22 protein-coding genes are annotated in these 17,833 nt (G+C 62.1%); 10 read left to right on the forward strand and 12 right to left on the reverse strand.

Features of this window, described 5'->3' with window-relative positions; all coding sequences use genetic code 11:
* The first annotated feature begins 1 nt into the window (after position 1).
* The 3 genes from EUU22_RS15900 to fae all read left to right on the forward strand — a co-directional run bounded on the left by EUU22_RS15900 (position 2) and on the right by fae (position 2,455).
* Positions 2-931 (forward strand): ATP-grasp domain-containing protein, encoded by a 930-nt coding sequence (locus tag EUU22_RS15900; protein ID WP_129332960.1) that lies wholly within the window; start codon positions 2-4, stop codon positions 929-931.
* Entirely contained in the window at positions 931-1,788 is an 858-nt protein-coding gene (locus EUU22_RS15905) for a triphosphoribosyl-dephospho-CoA synthase (protein WP_129332961.1), read from the forward strand. The genes EUU22_RS15900 and EUU22_RS15905 overlap by 1 nt, the downstream gene beginning before the upstream one ends.
* A gap of 160 nt (positions 1,789-1,948) precedes the next feature.
* Positions 1,949-2,455: a formaldehyde-activating enzyme gene (fae, locus tag EUU22_RS15910; RefSeq protein ID WP_114364823.1), complete on the forward strand. Its 507-nt coding sequence runs from the start codon at positions 1,949-1,951 to the stop codon at positions 2,453-2,455.
* Between the two features lie 121 nt (positions 2,456-2,576).
* Here the strand turns inward: fae and EUU22_RS15915 are convergent, their stop codons facing one another.
* The gene (locus tag EUU22_RS15915) at positions 2,577-3,335 is read right to left on the reverse strand and encodes a HisA/HisF-related TIM barrel protein (RefSeq protein ID WP_129332962.1); all 759 of its coding nucleotides are present in this window, start codon (positions 3,333-3,335) and stop codon (positions 2,577-2,579) included.
* Between EUU22_RS15915 and EUU22_RS15920 the strand changes: the two genes are divergently transcribed.
* Positions 3,334-4,413: a hydantoinase/oxoprolinase family protein gene (locus EUU22_RS15920; RefSeq protein WP_129332963.1), complete on the forward strand. Its 1,080-nt coding sequence runs from the start codon at positions 3,334-3,336 to the stop codon at positions 4,411-4,413. The two genes, EUU22_RS15915 and EUU22_RS15920, sit on opposite strands and share 2 nt — an antisense overlap.
* On the opposite strand, the gene EUU22_RS15925 is transcribed toward EUU22_RS15920, so the two are convergent.
* The 5 genes from EUU22_RS15925 to EUU22_RS15945 are packed head-to-tail and all read right to left on the reverse strand — an operon-like array spanning position 4,410 to position 8,727.
* Positions 4,410-4,973: a DUF447 domain-containing protein gene (locus tag EUU22_RS15925; RefSeq protein ID WP_129332964.1), complete on the reverse strand. Its 564-nt coding sequence runs from the start codon at positions 4,971-4,973 to the stop codon at positions 4,410-4,412. The two genes, EUU22_RS15920 and EUU22_RS15925, sit on opposite strands and share 4 nt — an antisense overlap.
* Positions 4,970-6,367 carry a DUF6513 domain-containing protein gene (locus EUU22_RS15930; protein WP_129332965.1) on the reverse strand — a complete coding sequence of 466 codons (1,398 nt, stop codon included), beginning with the start codon at positions 6,365-6,367 and terminating at the stop codon, positions 4,970-4,972. Before EUU22_RS15930 ends, EUU22_RS15925 begins: the two co-directional genes overlap by 4 nt.
* Entirely contained in the window at positions 6,360-6,911 is a 552-nt protein-coding gene (locus EUU22_RS15935) for a flavoprotein (protein ID WP_129332966.1), read from the reverse strand. Before EUU22_RS15935 ends, EUU22_RS15930 begins: the two co-directional genes overlap by 8 nt.
* On the reverse strand, positions 6,908-7,546 hold the full coding sequence (locus EUU22_RS15940; RefSeq protein ID WP_129332967.1) for an amino acid kinase family protein: 639 nt from the start codon (positions 7,544-7,546) through the stop codon (positions 6,908-6,910). The genes EUU22_RS15935 and EUU22_RS15940 overlap by 4 nt, the downstream gene beginning before the upstream one ends.
* Entirely contained in the window at positions 7,543-8,727 is a 1,185-nt protein-coding gene (locus tag EUU22_RS15945; protein ID WP_129332968.1) for a (5-formylfuran-3-yl)methyl phosphate synthase, read from the reverse strand. The genes EUU22_RS15940 and EUU22_RS15945 overlap by 4 nt, the downstream gene beginning before the upstream one ends.
* A 206-nt stretch (positions 8,728-8,933) precedes the next feature.
* Here EUU22_RS15945 and EUU22_RS15950 point away from each other — a divergent pair, with 206 nt between their 5' ends.
* The 6 genes from EUU22_RS15950 (at position 8,934) to EUU22_RS15975 (ending at position 13,954) form a co-directional block, all read left to right on the forward strand.
* A complete protein-coding gene (locus tag EUU22_RS15950) occupies positions 8,934-10,109 on the forward strand; it encodes an ABC transporter substrate-binding protein (protein ID WP_165351192.1) in 1,176 nt (391 codons plus the stop codon).
* A gap of 19 nt (positions 10,110-10,128) precedes the next feature.
* Complete coding sequence (locus EUU22_RS15955) at positions 10,129-11,103, forward strand: YVTN family beta-propeller repeat protein (RefSeq protein ID WP_129332970.1); 975 nt, start codon at positions 10,129-10,131, stop codon at positions 11,101-11,103.
* A gap of 27 nt (positions 11,104-11,130) precedes the next feature.
* The gene (locus EUU22_RS15960) at positions 11,131-11,586 is read left to right on the forward strand and encodes a cupredoxin domain-containing protein (protein ID WP_129332971.1); all 456 of its coding nucleotides are present in this window, start codon (positions 11,131-11,133) and stop codon (positions 11,584-11,586) included.
* Between the two features lie 69 nt (positions 11,587-11,655).
* Positions 11,656-12,465, forward strand: coding sequence for an ABC transporter ATP-binding protein (locus EUU22_RS15965; RefSeq protein ID WP_129332972.1), 810 nt, complete (start codon positions 11,656-11,658; stop codon positions 12,463-12,465).
* The gene (locus EUU22_RS15970; protein WP_129332973.1) at positions 12,462-13,334 is read left to right on the forward strand and encodes an ABC transporter permease; all 873 of its coding nucleotides are present in this window, start codon (positions 12,462-12,464) and stop codon (positions 13,332-13,334) included. The genes EUU22_RS15965 and EUU22_RS15970 overlap by 4 nt, the downstream gene beginning before the upstream one ends.
* On the forward strand, positions 13,331-13,954 hold the full coding sequence (locus EUU22_RS15975) for a hypothetical protein (RefSeq protein WP_129332974.1): 624 nt from the start codon (positions 13,331-13,333) through the stop codon (positions 13,952-13,954). The genes EUU22_RS15970 and EUU22_RS15975 overlap by 4 nt, the downstream gene beginning before the upstream one ends.
* On the opposite strand, the gene pqqE is transcribed toward EUU22_RS15975, so the two are convergent.
* The 6 genes from pqqE to EUU22_RS16000 all read right to left on the reverse strand — a co-directional run bounded on the left by pqqE (position 13,919) and on the right by EUU22_RS16000 (position 17,807).
* Complete coding sequence (gene pqqE / locus EUU22_RS15980; protein WP_129332975.1) at positions 13,919-15,046, reverse strand: pyrroloquinoline quinone biosynthesis protein PqqE; 1,128 nt, start codon at positions 15,044-15,046, stop codon at positions 13,919-13,921. The two genes, EUU22_RS15975 and pqqE, sit on opposite strands and share 36 nt — an antisense overlap.
* The gene (pqqD, locus tag EUU22_RS15985) at positions 15,043-15,339 is read right to left on the reverse strand and encodes a pyrroloquinoline quinone biosynthesis peptide chaperone PqqD (RefSeq protein WP_129332976.1); all 297 of its coding nucleotides are present in this window, start codon (positions 15,337-15,339) and stop codon (positions 15,043-15,045) included. Before pqqD ends, pqqE begins: the two co-directional genes overlap by 4 nt.
* Complete coding sequence (gene pqqC / locus EUU22_RS15990; protein WP_129332977.1) at positions 15,339-16,094, reverse strand: pyrroloquinoline-quinone synthase PqqC; 756 nt, start codon at positions 16,092-16,094, stop codon at positions 15,339-15,341. Before pqqC ends, pqqD begins: the two co-directional genes overlap by 1 nt.
* The gene (gene pqqB / locus EUU22_RS15995; protein ID WP_129332978.1) at positions 16,091-17,029 is read right to left on the reverse strand and encodes a pyrroloquinoline quinone biosynthesis protein PqqB; all 939 of its coding nucleotides are present in this window, start codon (positions 17,027-17,029) and stop codon (positions 16,091-16,093) included. The genes pqqC and pqqB overlap by 4 nt, the downstream gene beginning before the upstream one ends.
* 71 nt (positions 17,030-17,100) lie before the next feature.
* Positions 17,101-17,190 carry a pyrroloquinoline quinone precursor peptide PqqA gene (locus EUU22_RS26420; protein ID WP_500681144.1) on the reverse strand — a complete coding sequence of 30 codons (90 nt, stop codon included), beginning with the start codon at positions 17,188-17,190 and terminating at the stop codon, positions 17,101-17,103.
* A gap of 53 nt (positions 17,191-17,243) precedes the next feature.
* The gene (locus EUU22_RS16000) at positions 17,244-17,807 is read right to left on the reverse strand and encodes a PQQ-dependent catabolism-associated CXXCW motif protein (protein ID WP_129332979.1); all 564 of its coding nucleotides are present in this window, start codon (positions 17,805-17,807) and stop codon (positions 17,244-17,246) included.
* Positions 17,808-17,833: the final 26 nt, after the last annotated feature.

Below are 17,833 nucleotides of genomic sequence, written 5' to 3' on the forward strand. Positions count from 1 at the left end.
CATGACACCACCTGTCCTGCGGGACAAGATACTGATTACCTCCGATCGTACCGACAGTCAGGTGCAACAGCTGAGCGCCGCCTTCGCGCGGCTTGGGATGGACGCCGTCTTCCTACGGCTTGCCGATGTCGCGTTCGATTCCCGCCACGTGTCCGGCATCGCCATTCCGGGATTCGATGGTGCGCTGCCGGCGGCGGTTGTCGTCCGTTCAATCTCTTCGGGCAGTTTCGAGGCCGTGACCCGGCGCCTCGGGATCCTGCATGCGTTCGGCCATCTCGGCGTACCGGTCTGGAATTCGGCAAAGGCGATCGAGCGCTGCGTCGACAAATCGACGACGACGTTTCTCATGGCCCGCGCCGGCCTTCCGGTGCCGGAAACTTTTGCCGTCGAGTCGATCGCCAATGCCCGCGCCATCGCCGAACGCGAACTGCCGAAGGGGCCGCTGGTCTTGAAACCCCTCTTCGGCTCTCAGGGCCGCGGGGTGCGGCTGATCGAAACGGTCGAACAGTTGCCGGACGGGCTGGAGGTCGACGACGTCTACTACCTGCAGCGCTACGTCGCCAGACCCGGTACGACCTTTTGCGACTACCGGGTGTTCACCTGCAACGGCGCCGTCCTCGGCATGATCGCACGTCGCGCGGACGGATGGGTGACAAACATCGCAAAGGGTGCGCGTGCAGAACCCGTGACGGGACCGCTTCGTCCGGCGCTGGAGACGCTCGCGCTTTCCGCCGCCGCGGTGATCGGAACGGACTTTTCCGGGATCGACATCATTCCTGCGGCAGACGGCAGACTCCAGCTTCTCGAGGTCAACAGCATGCCGGCATGGACAGGACTGCAGTCGGTGATCCCGGTCCGGGTCGCGGACTGCATCGCGGAAGCATTGGTGTCCCACATCGCCCCCGCGGAAGGAGAGAGGCCCGCCGCCTGATGCCGAAACCCGCCGAAATCGACGCAGCTTACCGCCACGCCTGCAGGATGGAGATCGAGGCGCTGAAGCCCGGCAACGTGCATCGCTTCGCCGACGGACACCGCATGTCTGCGCAGCAGTTTCTCGACAGTGCCGATGTATCGGCAGCCGCGGTCTGTCATTCGGGATGGCCGGTCGGGCGGCGAATCCTCCACGCAATCCGCGCGACGCGGGAAACCGTCGGCACCAACACCAATCTCGGGATTGTCCTGCTGTGTGCGCCCATCGCCAAAGCGGCAGAGGGGGGAGGAGACGACCTTCAGAAAGAGCTCGCAACTGTCCTAGGCGCGATGGATGACGGTGATGCGCAGGACGTCTTCCGGGCGATCGCGCTGGCCAATCCCGGAGGGCTTGGCGACGCGGAAAACGACGTCGCGGAACCACCGAGAGTGCCACTCCTTGTCGCGATGCGCGAAGCCGCCGACCGCGATCTGATCGCCCGGCAATACGTGAACGACTTCGCCGACATCTTTTCGGGCGGGCTTGCCGCCTACCGCACGGCCGAGGACAGTGGAGAAACGAGCATGTGGCCCACCGTCTTCACCTATCTCCACTTTCTCTCGCGATTTCCGGACAGCCACGTGGCGCGCAAGCACGGTATCGGAACAGCTGAGGAAATCCGTCTGGAGGCGGCTTCGGTCGCAGGCCAGCTCGGCGAGATCACCGCCGAACCGGAACGCCTGCAGCTGCTTGCCGATTTCGACCGACGGTTGAAAGCAGAAAACATCAACCCCGGGACGTCGGCAGACCTGACGGTCGCGACAGTTTTCGCCGAGAGGCTCAACTTCGTCTTGCATAATTCGCAGGTAAGTGCTTGAATTTCACCGGCGGAAGATTGGGCTTCTGCTGCTATCTGGCCAACCGACCCGAGTACAAAGGGTGCTGTGAACAAGGATAGCTGTCCATCGAGCGTCGTGTCTCGAAGGTACGGCATCTTTGGACAAACCATTTTGGAACGGTACAGGGAGGTACATGGCCGTGGCAAAAATCAATAAAGTTCTGGTTGGCGAATCTCTTGTTGGCGACGGTAACGAAGTCGCCCACATCGACCTTCTCATCGGTCCGCGCGGAAGTGCGGTCGAGTCTGCATTCTGCAATGCCCTGACGAACAACAAGGACGGATTTACCTCCCTCCTTGCAGTTATTGCGCCCAATCTGCCCTGCAAACCGAACACCGTGATGTTCAACAAGGTGACCATCAAGGGAGCCAAACAGGCCGTTCAGATGTTCGGTCCCGCCCAGTATGGCGTCGCCAAGGCGGTACAGGACAGCGTCGCGGACGGCACTATTCCCGCGGACGAAGCGGACGACGTCTTCATCTGCGTCGGCGTCTTCATCCACTGGGAAGCCGCCGACGATGCCAAGATCCAGGACTTCAACTACAGGGCGACCAAGGAAGCCATTCAGCGTGCCGTTGCCGGCAAGCCGACGGCGGCCGAAGCGACCGCGCAACGCGATCAGGTCAAGCATCCCTTCGGTGCCTAGATACGAAGCAACCCCGCACAGAGCACGCCCTCTGTGAATTCGGATGGCCTGTTGCGCCGGTTGGCTAAGATCTTCGGATTCTGAAGCATGGAAAGAGGGAGAAATCCCTCTTTCCAGTCACTCAACGGACCTGCGCGACGGTGTCCGTTCTTTCCATCATTCCGGCAATGGACTCACGCGTCAGCGTCCCGTTGTGAATCGACGTGGCGACGAGCGCGGCCGAAATGCCCATGCCCTCAAGCTTCCGCAGGTCGGCAGCATCGCGCACTCCGCCCGCTGCGACCACTTGCCGGGCGCCTGCCCGCACCTTGATCTCCGCAAGCCGGGCAAAGTCAGGGCCGGTCTCGGAACCGACACGAGCAAGAGTCATGACGATGACGCGGGAAGGCCAGAGGTCAGAGCGGGCAAGGACCTCCTCCGGTCCGGCAAACTTCTCGCCTTGGAAGTCGAGAGAGAGAATGGCGCGGGGATAGGCCGAAAAGTGGGTGAGGAAAGCCGCGTCGGTAAGCGATTCCGATCCGATGACCGGCGCCACGCCAGGCAAGGCGTGTGCGTGCGCAAGGCTTTCCGAACTCGGAAATCCGGCATCGAGCCAGACACCCGGCGCTGGCGTCAGCCGCGCGAGACGAAGAGCAGCGGAACAGTCACCCGTGCCGGTGGCAATCGCGTCGAGATCCGCGACATAGAAGATGGGAAAGGGGTAGACACTACGTAAGCCTTCCGCGACATCCTCCAGGGCGGGGCAAAGGCTCAACGGCGTCTCGATCGCGCGATACGCCTGCCGTTCGCCGCGGCGGGCATGGACGACGAGAGCATCTTTGATGTCGAGAACCGGAATGATAAGCACGAGCAGAAACCCAGAGAGGACGAACCACTCCATGGAAGACCGGAATTCCGCAGAAGGAAAGCGCTTTGTCGCCGGATGGGACATCGGCGGCGCTCATCTGAAGATGGCGCTCTGCGAGAATGGCGTCGTCACGCATGCGGCCACGCTGAAGACATCGATGTGGCTCGGCATCGACGACGTCCGAAAGGGCCTCGAAACCTTGCGGACGGAAGTCCCCGCCGGTGCCGCAAACGCCTTCACCATGACGGCCGAGCTTTCCGACGGATTTGCCAACCGGGGCGAAGGCGTGGGGGGTATTCTCACCCTCATCGAAGAAGAATTCGGCATGGAGCACACTCGTATCTATGCTGGCCGTGCCGGCTTTGCCGACACGGCGCATGCACGCGACCTCGCGACCGAGATTGCCTCCGCCAACTGGCATGCGACAGCCGCGCTCGCGGCAGGCATGGTCGGAGAAGCCCTGTTCGTCGACATGGGTTCGACGACCACCGACATCCTCGCTCTGCGGGACGGCAAAGTGGCAAACACAGGCTATTCGGATGCCGAGCGACTACTCTCCGGCGAACTGGTCTATACCGGTTTCACACGATCGGCGCTGATCGGCATCGCCGAGCGTGTTCCAGTCGGCGGCACAATGACGCCGCTGATGAACGAGTACTTCGCCAATACGGCCGACATCGCGCGTATCCTCGGCATGCTCGACGAGGCGGATGATCAGTATCCCTCAGCCGACCGGCGGGAGAAGACCGTGACCGGATCGATCGGCCGGCTGGCGCGAATGATCGGTCGGGACGGACCGGATCTATCGACCGAGGAATGGAGCGGTATTGCACTCTGGTTCAGCGAGCATCAGCTGCGGATGGTGCACGACGGCGCTTTCCGCGTCACCGCCGATCATCGGCTTGCCCGCGGAGCCCCTGTGGTCGGCGCCGGCATCGGCCGATCACAGATCCGCAGACTCGCCACACGACTGGAGCGGCCGTTCGTCGACTTCGGAACACTGATCAACGCGCTCGAACCCGTCCGCGACGCCGCCTGCAAGGCGGCGCCGGCTGCCGCCGTCGCTTTGCTCGCGGACGCGGAGATCAGCAAACCTGCGGATGCAGGCTAGCCTGCTGTCCGGTGCTGCTCGACCCGTGCCATGAGCCAGTTCCAGGCCTGCTGCTCGTCGGGGCCGGACGTCTTGTCGACGGCGATCTTCAGGTAGTCGATCTCCCGCTCGACCTTGTCTTTGGGCAGCATGTGCAGCCGGCTCACCAGAATGGCGAGTTCCAACACGGCGGCCTTGGCTCGGTTGAGCCCGGTGAAGGGCGCATGCATTGCCTCACCGACGACCTTGCAGAAGTGTCGAGGACGCACGCCGTCGTCGTCGACCGAGACCACCTGCAGCAGTGAATGGCTGAGCGCCGATTGCAGCCGCGGCACCGGCCAATCGGCGACAGGTACGAGCGGCCAGTCTTTCCGCCCGGTCAGGCAACCCGCGAAGACCAGCATGTCGTCGGTGTAGTTTGCGACGGCGAACGGCACCGCGGTCAGATTGTCGAGCGTTCGGGAGGGCCGAAATGGTGCGATCACCCAGCCGTCACCCTCGGCGATGATGCCGAGCGGCGCGATATGCGGATTGCCGGCAGCATCGACAGTGGTCACGATCACTTCGCGGATATAGCTCACTTGCCCTCCTTCTTCGCACGCAGCGTGTGGCCCGCCTCGGCGAGCCGCGTCCGGTCATCTGTCTTCTCCGGCACGGCGACACCCCAGGCGAGCGGCTCATCCTGCACGTAGCGCTTGCCGAGTTTCCAGGCAATTTCGGCCTTGGTGAGCTCCGCGCCGAGATAGAAGGCATGCGCACCGTCGGTCGCAACGTCGAGATCGGGAAAGAAGGAGAACGTATCCTGTCCGGTCCGGTGGCCCCGCACATTGAAGACATGCACGCCGTCCGCCGCGGTCATGATGCGGAAGTTGGCGTCGCGGACCGTGCTCGCCAGAGCCTCGATGTCATTCGTCGTAGAGGGGAACGGCTTGCGATCGTGCACCTGCAGTAGCCCCGGATCGTAGCCCTTCGGCAGAGCGCCATCGCCTTTGGCCGCGTACATGATCCGCCGCGCGCGATCATGCTCCTCCACCGTCCGCGCGGTGTGCGGGCTCACGTTCACCACCAGCACATTACCGATCGAGAGCTCGGAACAAAGGCCGAGGAGCACGGCCGTGACGCCGGAGGAATCGGCATCCGTGAGTTCCGTCAGGTTTCCCGTGCCCATCAGCATGGGAACGTCGGGCCAGCGCCGGCGCGCCTCGATAAAGCGGCCGAGCGAAGCTGCAAAACCGAAATGGATGGGATCGAGGACTGGATCGACGATGAATTCGATGCCCGCCTCGCGCGCCATCTCGATGGCCCGTCCGAGAGAGTCGAGATCGCCGGGGATGGCAGGAATCAGAACCGGCGTGACATTGTAACGGGTGGCAAGATCGAGCGTGTGTTCCGTGAGGCTCAGGAGAAAGTCCGCGCCCGCTTCCGCCGCCGCTTCCAGTTCGGCGAGATCGGCGGAGTCGACGCTGACGGTCAGTCCTTCCGCCTTCAGCCGTCGAACCGCCTCCTGCAAGTGCCCGAAAGGCGTATCCGGCAGGCATCCGAGATCGATGACATCTGCGCCCGCTTCGGCCAGTGCGCGGGCGCGCTCGAGCAGTAGGTCGGTCGGTAGCGCCGACGCATCGACGATCTCGGCGAATATGCGGAGGTCGTGGCGTGAGAGATCAACTTCCCTCCCTTTGCGTCCGAGAAAGACCGGCAGATCGGCGATCTCGTCCGGTCCGCGGACAAAGCAGACGCCAAACTCCGCCGTCAGCCGCTCGATATCTCCCCGGAAACGGCCGGGGAGAATGACACGATCCACCGCGGCAGGGCATTTGAGCCGCCGTTTGATGATCTCTTCCGTCATCAGGGCCGCAACTTTCACGCCGATATCGACAATATCATAGGTGAAATCTCTGTTCTCCAGCCCGGCGAGCACGCTCTCGAGCCTGGTCTTCGCCAGATGTCCGGTCAGGAAGACAAGATGTTCAACCATCGCCGGCGAGGGCCTCCTTGCGATGTGCGATCGCGAGTCTCAGCTCCGCCAGCGACTCGACGACCTGTGTGCGCTCGAACGTCTTGAGCTTTGCGGTGTTTTCGAGATCGATCCTCCGGGGATAAACCTTCACCATGCCGCCCGGCGCCATGGTCTCCAGCTCCGGCGCGGTATCGCAGGCGAAGACGATCGACGGCACCCGGCATTTTCCAGCCTGCGCGTAGACGTTCGTCGCCAGCGTGTCGGAAATGCCGACGACACATTTGGCAACCGTATTGGAGGTTGCCGGTGCTATGACGACGGTGTGATAGACACCATGATAGAAGCTGCCGACGGGAACCGAACTCGCCGTCTTGTCGTGCAGCACGCGCATCGTATCGGGAAAATCGAGCTTCAGCCTGTACATCCGCAGCACTTCGGCCGCGGCCTTCGACACGAAGACGTCGCAGTGGGTTAGCGTATGGATGAGTTCGAAGCTCTCGACGAAGAAGTGTCCGGAACCGGTCAAGACCCAGGCCCAGCGCGGCGTTTCGAGACGCGTCATGCCCCGTGAACCTCCTCCGCGAGCTTGCGGGCAACCAGACGACCGGGAACGTCCGATGCAGCAAGGGCGTCGCGTGCACTCCCGAGGCTCTCCGGTCCCGCGATATAGAGCTCCGTCTCGCCGCTCAGCGCACGCGGCAGGTAATCATCGACCAGTTGTCGAGCCACCAACATTTCGAGATCCACATCTTCGGAACCAATCTCGACCTGCTTGATCAGGAGAAGCCTTTCGGCCCGGATACGACCGGCCAACCAGGCCGCAAGGGAGTCGGACGTCACGCGCCAGGATTGCAGGATATCCGGCGCTCCGCGCGTCATTGTCGACGGCAGCCAGACCGGCACGAGCCCGGCGTTCCACGCCTGCTCCATGTCGCGGATCGTCATACTTGGCCGGAACCGTTCGTTTCGCTCGGCCACGACAAGCCCGAACTGGTCCATGGCAAGAATCGCCATGTCGTGAGCGGCCTCGTCGGAATAGCCGAGCGGCTTCTGCATCGCGCGGATATGGTCTGCAAAAGGACCGCCGCCAGGCACCAGAACCAAAGGCAAGGAAGCATCCGCGAGGAGATCGATCCATTGCTGCATCTCGTTGCTGCCGGCCGTGCTTCCTCCCAGCTTCACGACCAGCGGCTTCATGACGGCAGGACTCCCTGCCCCTGCCGGACAGCCGCAGGCCCGCCGGATCGCTCCCCGGCCCTCACCGCATTCTGCCGGTCCTGCTTGCGCTCGATGATCACCCCAACCCCACCCGGGCCAAGCTCCAGCTTTTCCGCCCGCACGACGACGTTGGTCACACGCGGATTCTCGAGCACGAACGCGGCGATCTGCTCGGCCAGCGTTTCGACCAGCTCGACATGACCCCGCGCAACGAGCGAGCGGATGCCGTCCATGATGATGTCATAGGAGACGACGTGCCGCATGTCCTCGGGGTTGCGGGTGACCCGCAGGACATCCGCCGTCACGTCGAAGCGCATTCGCTGCGTCTTGCCGTGCTCGAAGCTGTAGGCACCGATTTCCACCGGAAGAACGAAATCCCGAACAAAAATCTTGTCGGTTCCGAGGCCGAGTTCGGATGCATCCGGAAAGTACCCGCGCGCCGCCAGAAGCTTGTAGTCGACGCGCGATTGCGTGCCCGCCGGCTGTTCCTCGGGGATCAGCGCCCGCACCTTCAGCGCCGCGTCGCGATCGATCGCAGCGCCGCGCTCCAGATTGCTGCACAGCGCGCCCCGAAAGCCGATGAAATCGGGATTATAGGCAAGAAGCCGCGGCACGTCCGGCGCCTCCAGCGACCCGGCCAGACCGGCTGTGAGCCCACGGGCATGACACTCAGCGACGAAGGTGCCGAGACGGTCGGTGCTCAGATGCTGCAGCAAGCGACCTTTCGTCTTGTCTGCAGTGTCGATCATCACACCGTGGAAGCCCGCCTGCGCGAATATGTCGAGCACGTTCTCGGGATACACATGATCGGCGAAGAGAACCGCCACGAGCTTTTGGTGTGTCGCAATGCCGGAAACTGCCGTCGCACAATCCACCAGACGCTCCGACGGAAAAAAGCCGATCTTGACGAAATCAACACCGGTCGCGGCCAGCTCTTCGACCTTTGCGTGCACCACTTCCGCTTCCATCGGCAGGTCACCCGACGCGGCGCTGGTGGGCCGGCGACCATTCACGACAGCGACAATCTCAACGATGTCCTTCGTATCCACGGCGCCGAGCGCACCGCGCGTGGGTTCCTTGAGATCGATGATATCGGCACCGATCTGCAGGGCGACTTCCGCTTCCTGCCGGTTCCGAACACTTGCCAGCATCTTGGTCATCAAAATTCTCCTCGCACGAAAGGGTTAGCGTCTCCCGGGCGACGAGAAAAGCGTAAATCGAGACTTGAGATTACGGATAGGTTGTATAAAAACAACTTGGGCACCTTTACTGCGTCAGCCGTCGTCACTCGTGTGACGGCGTGGGAAGTGGTTTTCCTGCGGAGAGCACGGTGCCTGAAACTCTCGCGTTTTTATTGGGCTTTTTTTTGCTGCTCGTCAATGCGGCGAACCTGCGCGCGCAGGATGCCGCCGCGTCGCCGGCGCCGACTGAAGTCAGCATCGGCTACCTGCGCGCCTACGAACCGCAACTGGCGCTGTCCATCCTCGATGTCCCTCCGCGCGACGAGGGCGTGGCCGGCGCGACGGTCGCGATCAACGACAACAACACGACGGGCAAGTTCCTCGGTCAGTCCTTCAGTCTCGACGTCGTGGAGGTCAAATTCGAGGCGGACGTGGTCGCCACATTCAAGGAGATGTTGGCGCGCGGCGACAAGTTCGTACTGACCGACATCTCGGCTGCGCAATTGCTCTCGATCGCCGACCTCGCACGCGAAAACGGCGTTCTGCTCTTCAACGTCGGCGCCACCGACGATGTTCTGCGCGAGGAAGAATGCCGCCCAAACGTCTTCCATACGGCGCCGACCCGAAGCATGCTGGCCGATGGTCTCGCGCAGTATCTCGTGTGGAAGCAGTGGCGCAAGTGGGTACTGCTCTACGGCTCGCACGAGCGCGACCAGCTCTATGCCGACGCGATCCGTCGCGCTGCCACGCGCTTCGGTGCGACGATCGTCGAGGAACGTCTCTACCAGGATACGGGCTCGGCCCGCCGCACAGATACGGGTGTCATCCAGGTGCAACGCCAGATGCCCGTCTTCACACAGAACCTGCCGGAGCACGACGTCGTCATCGTTGCCGACGAGAGCGAAGTGTTCGGCAGCTACGTCCCGTACCGCACCTGGACGCCACGTCCGGTCGCCGGGACCGCCGGGCTCATCCCTTCCAGCTGGCATCCGGCCAGCGAACAATGGGGCGGATCGCAGATCCAGAACCGTTTCTCCAAGGCAACCGGCAGGCGCATGCTGTCCAAGGACATGCAGGCATGGACCGCCGTGCGCATCCTCGGCGAAGCCGCGACCCGCACGCAGGGCAACGACCCCAAGAAGATCGAAGCCTTCATGAAGTCGGACGACTTCTCGATCGCCGCGTTCAAGGGGCAGAAGGTCACCTTCCGCACCTGGAACTGGCAGTTGCGCCAGCCCATCCTGTTGGGCGACGGCCGCGGAGTCGTCTCGACCTCCCCCCAGGAGGGTTTTCTCCATCAATTCTCGGAGCTCGACACCCTCGGCGTCGACCGGCCCGAAACCAAGTGCAAGCTGAAATAGGAAGAGTGGGAGAAGAGGAATGCAGCGACTTCTCAGGCAGCTTTATTGCGCCGCCGTGGTGACGGTCATCACCCAGCCCGCTTGGGCGAATGCGGTCTACGTGTCCAATGAAAAGGACAACACCGTGACCATCGTCGACTCCGGCACGATGGAACCGGTCAAGACGATCAATGTCGGGCAGCGTCCCCGGGGAATTACCGTCTCCCGCGATGGCAAGTTCCTCTACGTCTGCGCCAGCGACGACGACACCGTCGAGATCATCGACACGACGACGCACGAGATCGTCGGCAGCCTGCCATCGGGTCCGGACCCGGAACTCTTCGTCCTGTCGCCTGATGGCAAGACGCTCTACGTCGCCAATGAAGATGACAACCTCGTTACCGTCATCGACGTCGAGCAGAAGACCGTCCTTGCTGAAATCCCGGTCGGCGTGGAGCCCGAAGGGATGGGCATAAGCCCCGACGGAAAAACCATGGTGAACACGTCCGAGACGACCAACATGGCCCACTTCATCGACACGGCGACCCACGAGATTGTTTCCAACGTGCTGGTCGACGCACGTCCGCGTTTCGCGGAGTTCAAGCCGGACGGCTCGGAGGTCTGGGTGAGCGCGGAGATCGGCGGAACGGTGTCGGTGATCGACAATGCCAGCCGTGAGGTCAAACACAAGATCAGCTTCGAGATCCAGGGATTGCGGTCCGAAGCCATCCAGCCCGTCGGCGTTCGCATCACCGCCGATGGCAAGAAGGCTTATGTTGCCCTCGGCCCCGCGAACCGTGTCGCGGTCGTCAACGCAGAAACCTACGAGGTGGAAAAATACGTCCTGGTCGGCCAGCGCGTCTGGCAGCTCGCGTTCACACCGGACGGCAAACACATCATCAGCACGAACGGACTTTCGAACGACATCACCTTCATCGACACGCAATCCGACGAGCCGGTCAAATCGGTGACGGTCGGCGCCCTGCCGTGGGGCGTGACGGTGGCACCAAACTGACCTGTATCGAGAAAAACGGAGGAACGAATGTCCAAGTTCAAGCTCGTCACCTGCGCAGCTATCATAGGCCTACTTTCAATCCAGCCTTACGCAGCAGCCCAGGAGGAAGACGACAACGACCAGCCGAAGGTCACACGCGCCAGCAAGAATCTGCCGGAATTGATCCTCGGCTCGAAGGAGGATGTCTACGCCGTCAACCAGAAGGACTTCGAACTCGTCGCCGGCCAGGGTTATCGCTGGAAAATCACGTCGGCGGCGGGCCTCGAATACAAATTCGTAACGGATCTCTTCCGGAACGTCTGGATGAATCAGATCGTCATCGACGATCTCGAAGTACACATGAACGGTGCTCCGGCCTGGCTGGAATTCGACGCAGAGGGGACGATCAACGTACAGTTCACGACCGTCAGGCCGGGAGAATACACCTGGTCCGTGCCCAATCTCGCCGAGAAGGGCATGAAGGGCAAGATCATCATCAAGTGACTGCCCACTTTCCGTGCAACACAGGGGCGGGTGGCGGCGTACCATCACCCGCGGGAAGGGGAACCTCCAATGATCAAAGCCGGATTGCCCGAAGACGTAAACACGAAGCCGAGACAGGATGCGGCACTGCCTCCGCTGGAACTGAGTTCCGTCAGCTACAGCTACGGCAGCCGCAAGGTGCTTGACGACGTCTCATTTTCGATCGAGGCCGGCCGGTTCGCGGTGCTGCTCGGTCTCAACGGTGCGGGCAAAACCACACTTTTCTCGCTGATCAGCCACCTGTTTTCACCGCAGACCGGCACGATCCGCATCTTCGGTCACGACATACGTCGCAAGGCCGGCAGTGCCCTTCGCCGCCTCGGCATCGTCTTCCAGGCACGCACTCTCGATCTCGATCTCACCGTCCAGCAGAACCTCGCCTATCACGCCTCTCTCCACGGGATCGGCTCGGGCGCGGCGCGGGACCGTATCCGGGAACTGCTCGCCTCGATCGACATGGAGGACCGGCTGCACGACAAGGCGCGCAGCCTCTCCGGAGGACAGATGCGGCGGGTGGAGATCGTCCGTGCACTGCTCCATCGTCCGTCGTTGCTGCTGCTGGACGAAGCGACCGTCGGGCTCGACATCAAGTCGAGGGCGGCGATCCTCGCCGATATCCGACAGCTCGTCGCGCAGGAAGGCATCAGTGTTCTCTGGGCGACTCACCTGATCGATGAAGTCAATCAGGCGGACCAGATCGTGGTTCTGGACGCCGGAAAGGTCGTCGCCGACGGCGCGGTAACCGAGGTGATCCAACAGACCGGATCCGCGACGCTGCATCAGGCGTTCTCCAGGCTCACCGGCATCGTCGACATTCGCGGAGGAGGGACACGGCCATGACCGATATCACGGGACATGATGGAGCGATGTCGCACTGGGCACCGCGCGAGCGCTTCGGGCTTCTGCAATATCTCGTCTGCCTGAAGGGTATTCTGAAACGTGAGGGCCTGCGTTACCTGAACCAGCGGGAACGCTTCATCTCCTCGCTCGTGCGGCCCCTGCTTTGGTTGTTCATCTTCGCGGCCGGGTTTCGCCAGGTCCTCGGCGTCTCGATCATCCCGCCCTACAAGACCTATGTGCTATACGAAGTCTACATCACACCTGGCCTCTGCGGAATGATCCTGCTCTTCAGCGGCATGCAGTCTTCCCTGTCGATGGTCTACGACCGCGAGATGGGCAACATGCGGACCCTTCTCGTCAGCCCCTTCCCGCGTTGGTTCCTGCTGGTCTCGAAGCTTCTTGCCGGCGTCGCGGTGTCGATCGTGCAGGTCTATGTCTTCCTTGCCATCGCCTGGTTCTGGGATGTGAAAGCACCTGTCGTGGGCTACCTTCTGGTGCTGCCGGCGCTGTTCCTGTCGGGCCTGATGCTGGGTGCTCTCGGAATGCTCCTGTCTTCCCTGATCCGACAGCTCGAAAACTTCGCCGGGATCATGAATTTCGTGATCTTCCCGATGTATTTCGCATCCTCCGCGCTCTATCCGCTGTGGCGCGTACAGGAAGCATCTCCCCTGCTCCATCGGATCTGCCTGGTGAACCCGTTCACCTATGCCGTCGAACTGGTGCGCTTCGCCTTCTACGGCCAGGTTGAATGGACATCCATTCTGGTGGTCACCGCCTTCACGTTTCTGTTCCTGGCAGGCGCCATTCTCGCCTACAATCCGAGCCTGGGCCTCACGACCCGCAAGCAAGACACGGGAGGAAACACATGAGGAAGTCGATCATTGTCTTGGTCGCTGCCGGCATCAGCATGTTGCCGGACCTCGCGGTGGCCGCCGGCAACAACGATCCGGACTGGCCCTGTATTCAGCGCAAAGTCCCGGAACTCTCCGTCGCGCAAGTATGGAGCGGCGACGCGCTTCCCGAAACAGCCAAGGAATGGAACAAGGATGCGGCCGTCACGCAGCTCGTCGACGAACTCGCAGCGCGACGTACTTCGATGGATGCAGCACAAAAGCAACTCGAGGCATTCGTGACAACGCTGCCCGCCGACCAGGCCGGCGAGAAGCTTGCGCAGGTCTTTCAGGGCCTGTTCGAAAAGCTCAACCGGGAACGGGAGCAGGTCATCTCCGGTATCGCCCGCTATGCCGGCAAACAACGGCAAATGGCGGCCGATCTCCGCAAGAAGGCATCGGATATCGACAAGCTGAGGCGCGATACGAATGCCGACCCGACCGAGCTCGAGAAACAGGGCGACCAGTTGAAGTGGGAAACACGTGTCTTCGAAGAGCGCGTTCAATCGCTGAGCTACGTTTGCGAGGTGCCCACGATCATCGAACAGAGACTCTACGGCCTGTCAAAACTCATCGGCCAACTCATGCCGAAGAGCTGACGGAGTGACGCGTCCGATGCGCCTGTACTGGAAACTCTGTACAGCTGCGTTTCTCTTCTCTGCCAGTTCCGCCATGCGGTGATGGAATGGCGACTTGATGCAGGCAGGATCGGTGGCGGCTGCGTCTCCGGCAATCGCCAGAGCCTGGCAGCGACAGCCGCCCCAGTCGATTTCCTGACGGTCGCAAGTGCGGCAGGGCTCGGGCATCCAGGTGGTGCCACGGAAGGCATTGAACGCATCGGACCGATACCAGATATCCGTAAGAGTGCGCTGACCGAACCTGTCGAACGTCAAAGAGGGAATGGTGGCCGCAGCGTGGCACGGCAGCACCGTCCCGTCGGGGGAGACGACAAGGGCATCCCTCGCCCAGCCGCCCATGCACGGCTTCGGATAGACGGCGAAATAATCCGGCGTCACGAAGTCGATCGCCATAATCCCGTGCAGCCGCTCCTGGGCCGCCTCGACGATCTCGACCTGCCGTTCGACATCCGCCCTGTCGGGCATCAGTGAGTTGCGGTTGAGAAGCGCCCAACCTGCATACTGGACGTTAGCGATTTCTAGCCGCTCCGCCCCGAGCGACAGGGCGAGTTCGATGAAGGCGGGCACTTCGTGCATGTTGTGCCGATGAATGGGCGCATTGATTGTAAGTGGGAGGCTGGCGGACCGCACCTGGCGAGCGGTCTCGAGCTTTTTGTCCTGCGCGCCCTTGTGATTGCCGATCAGCTCGGTTGTCGCAGCATTGACGCCCTGGAAACTCAGCTGAACATGGTCGAGGCCGGCATCTGCCAGTGTCTGGATGCGCCCTTCCGGTATGCCGACGCCGGCGGTGATGAGGTTGGAATACACCCCACGACGAGCGAGGCAGGCAACCAACTTTTCGAGATCGGGGCGAAGCGTCGGCTCGCCACCGGAAAGGTGAACCTGCAGGACCCCGAGATCGGCGGCCTCTTCGAAGAGCGACAACCAGCTTTCCGTCGAGAGCTCCCGATCGGCCTTCAATAGCTCCAGCGGGTTCGAGCAATAGACGCATTGCAGCGGACAGCGATGCGTGAGTTCGGCGAGCATGCCAAGCGGTGGAAGAATCTCGCTCATAACGCCACCACCAGCCTGTCCGCCCACTCCTGGAGAAAGTCTTCGACATCCTCGGCGATCTCCTCGGCCGGGGTCTCGTACTGCACAGCCAATCGGTCTACGACTTCGCGGACAGATCGCTGTCCGTCGCACAGCCGCAGGATCTCGAGACTGATCTCGTTCGGCCAATAGACCCGCTCCGGCGCCAGCAGCGCCCAGGCATCCCGGACGGGGTCGAATTGCAGCCGGCAGGACCGCTTCAGCATCGGCCTGGATGACGGTGAAAGAACGGCACGTTCCCTCACGAGGGTCATTACGCCGCCCCCGGATCGAAGGCGCCGGGCGGAATGTGCCCGTCCTCGCCATAGGCGTGTTCGAGCGCGTCCAGCATCGACCAAAGAAGATCGCATTTGAAAACGAGCGCGTCGATGACCGCCTGCTGCTTCCGGGGACTGTCGGCGTACTTCAGCACATAAGCCAGCGCGAACTCCGCATCTCTCGATGCCTGCACGGGGCGCGGCTTGAAGTAGGCGAGGATATCCTCGGTTACATAGTCGTATTTGGCGAGCATGGCCGGCACGCGTTCACCGATGATGACCGGTGAGAACAGCTCGGTCAGCGAGGAGGCGACCGCTTCCAGAAGACTGCGTTCGGTGCAGAACGAGAGATAGGCTCCGACCGCGAAACGGGTCGCCGGAAGCGCCAGACGTTCGCTCTTGACCATGGCTTCGTCGAGGCCGAGGCCTGTCGCAAGCTTCACCCAGCGGGCTATGCCGCCATCCCAGCCGTTGGTGCCGTCATGATCTTCGATACGTTTGCGCCATTCGGCACGGAAGCCCGGATCCTCCGCCCGTGCCAGAATCATCGCGTCCTTCCGCGGAATGATCGCCTGATAGCAATAGCGGTTCAGGGCCCAAGCTTGGAGCTGCACCCTGCTCAGCGCGCCGGATACCATCTTGTGATGCAGCGGATGGCGATTGTGATAGCGCGCCGCCCCCACCTCCCGCAGGAGCGCTTCGAGCGCGGCCGGCGTCAATCCATTCTTCGCAGCACTGGAAAATCTGGTCATAGTTTGATCTCCATCCCGTCATGACCGATCTCCCAGCCGTTCGCACGGACACCGTGGTGTTCGGGCGAGCCCTCATCGAGGATCGGATTTGTATTGTTGATATGAACGTAGACGCGCCGGCCGACCGGCACGTCGGCGAGCAGCACCATCGAACCCTGCGGCCCCGATATCTGCAGATGTCCCATGCGTTTGCCGGTCTTGGAGCCCACCCCGGCTGCAGGCATCTCGTCATCGGTGAAAACGGTACCGTCGAAGAGCAGGCAGGCAGCACCGGACAGGCGCGCCTTGAGACTCTCGTCGACCGCAGCGCAACCGGGAATGTAGAATGCCGAAGACCCTACATCCGGCTCGAAGATCCGCAAGCCCACGGTATCACCCTCTTCGGTGCCGAAGCCGTCGGCGGCGCGATCGGCATCCTCGAGGAAAAGGGCTATCTTGCCGGGAACAGAAAACGTCTCGACCAGGATGCCGGTCGGTTGACCGTCGCTGTCGGCAATCGGGATCACGCCCCCAAGGGGCAGGAGACGCCGCTCCACGTAATGCGGATCGAGCACATTGAAGATCGTATTTTGCTCGAGGACCTTGAGGACGCGATCGGTCGCGTAGATTACGAAGCGCTCACGCTCCCTGAGGCTCAGCAGGCCGGCGATATGGTCGACGTCCGCATTCGTCAGCACGACGGCACGAATGGGTGTCCCGCGAAGCTTGCCGTCTCGCGGCGGCTGCAGTTCCGGCGTGACGGCGATCTGGGAACGGATGTCCGGCGAGGCGTTGAACAGCACCCAGTCCCGACCGTTCGCGCATGCTGCAAGGCTCGATTGGGTCCGCGGGCGGAATCCCTGTTCACCGCTGCGGACCGACCTGCTCAGCCGATAATTGCAGTTCCACTGCGGAAACCCTCCGCCCGCGGCGGATCCCAGGACTTTCAACAACATCCGACAGATCGTCCTCCAGCAATGCATCGAAGGAGCCGCCCCGCCCGACACGGACGGGGCGGCCAAGTGTCTTACTTCTTCAGCTGTGCCGGGAAGTACCGCGACATTTCCATGCCCGCGGCGACAGTGCACATGGTCGGCTTCGTCCAGGTCTTCTTCATCAACTCCTCCTTCTCTTTAGGACCGAAAATGGTCTTGCTGGGCATCATACGCCTCATCGGCGTAAGATCTCGGGTTGCAGGGGAACCGCTTTTTCGACCGGCTGCCCGGCGGCGGTCCATCCGTCCGTTCCGTGCGGATACCAGAGAACCTGCTGGTATCCCCATTCAACTGCGCGCCTTGCGGCGTTCCAGGACATCCAACACTTTTCCTGGCAATAAAAGAGCAGAGCCTTCTCGTGGCTGCCGCTGGTGAGCTTTTCCAGGTTGGCGCGAAAAAACGCTTCCATCTCCTCGTTGAGCACGCCGTAACCGACATTTGCGAGCCACACACTGCCGGGAATGCCCTCCCTTATCTTGTCCTTCCAGACCGTCCCCGCCGGAAGCTCCGGCGGCTTCGGCGTGTAGGGCAGAACGTCGATGAAGACGGCCGCATGCTCCTTCCAAAGCTTGACGACCTCCGGCGTGTCGACGACCCGCGCACCCTTCAGAGTATCCGGCACCTCGGCACGGTAGTTCTCCGTCCTGTATTCCGACGGCTCCGGCACCGGCCCTGCGACGGCGTCCATCGCCGGCAGGAGGACCGTCGCTGCGGCCAGTACAAGTTCGGGCATTCGCATGGCCGTCGCGTGCTCCTCCCCGTGTC

This window comes from Ciceribacter ferrooxidans (assembly GCF_004137355.1).
In the GTDB taxonomy this organism is placed as follows: Bacteria; Pseudomonadota; Alphaproteobacteria; order Rhizobiales; family Rhizobiaceae; genus Allorhizobium; species Allorhizobium ferrooxidans.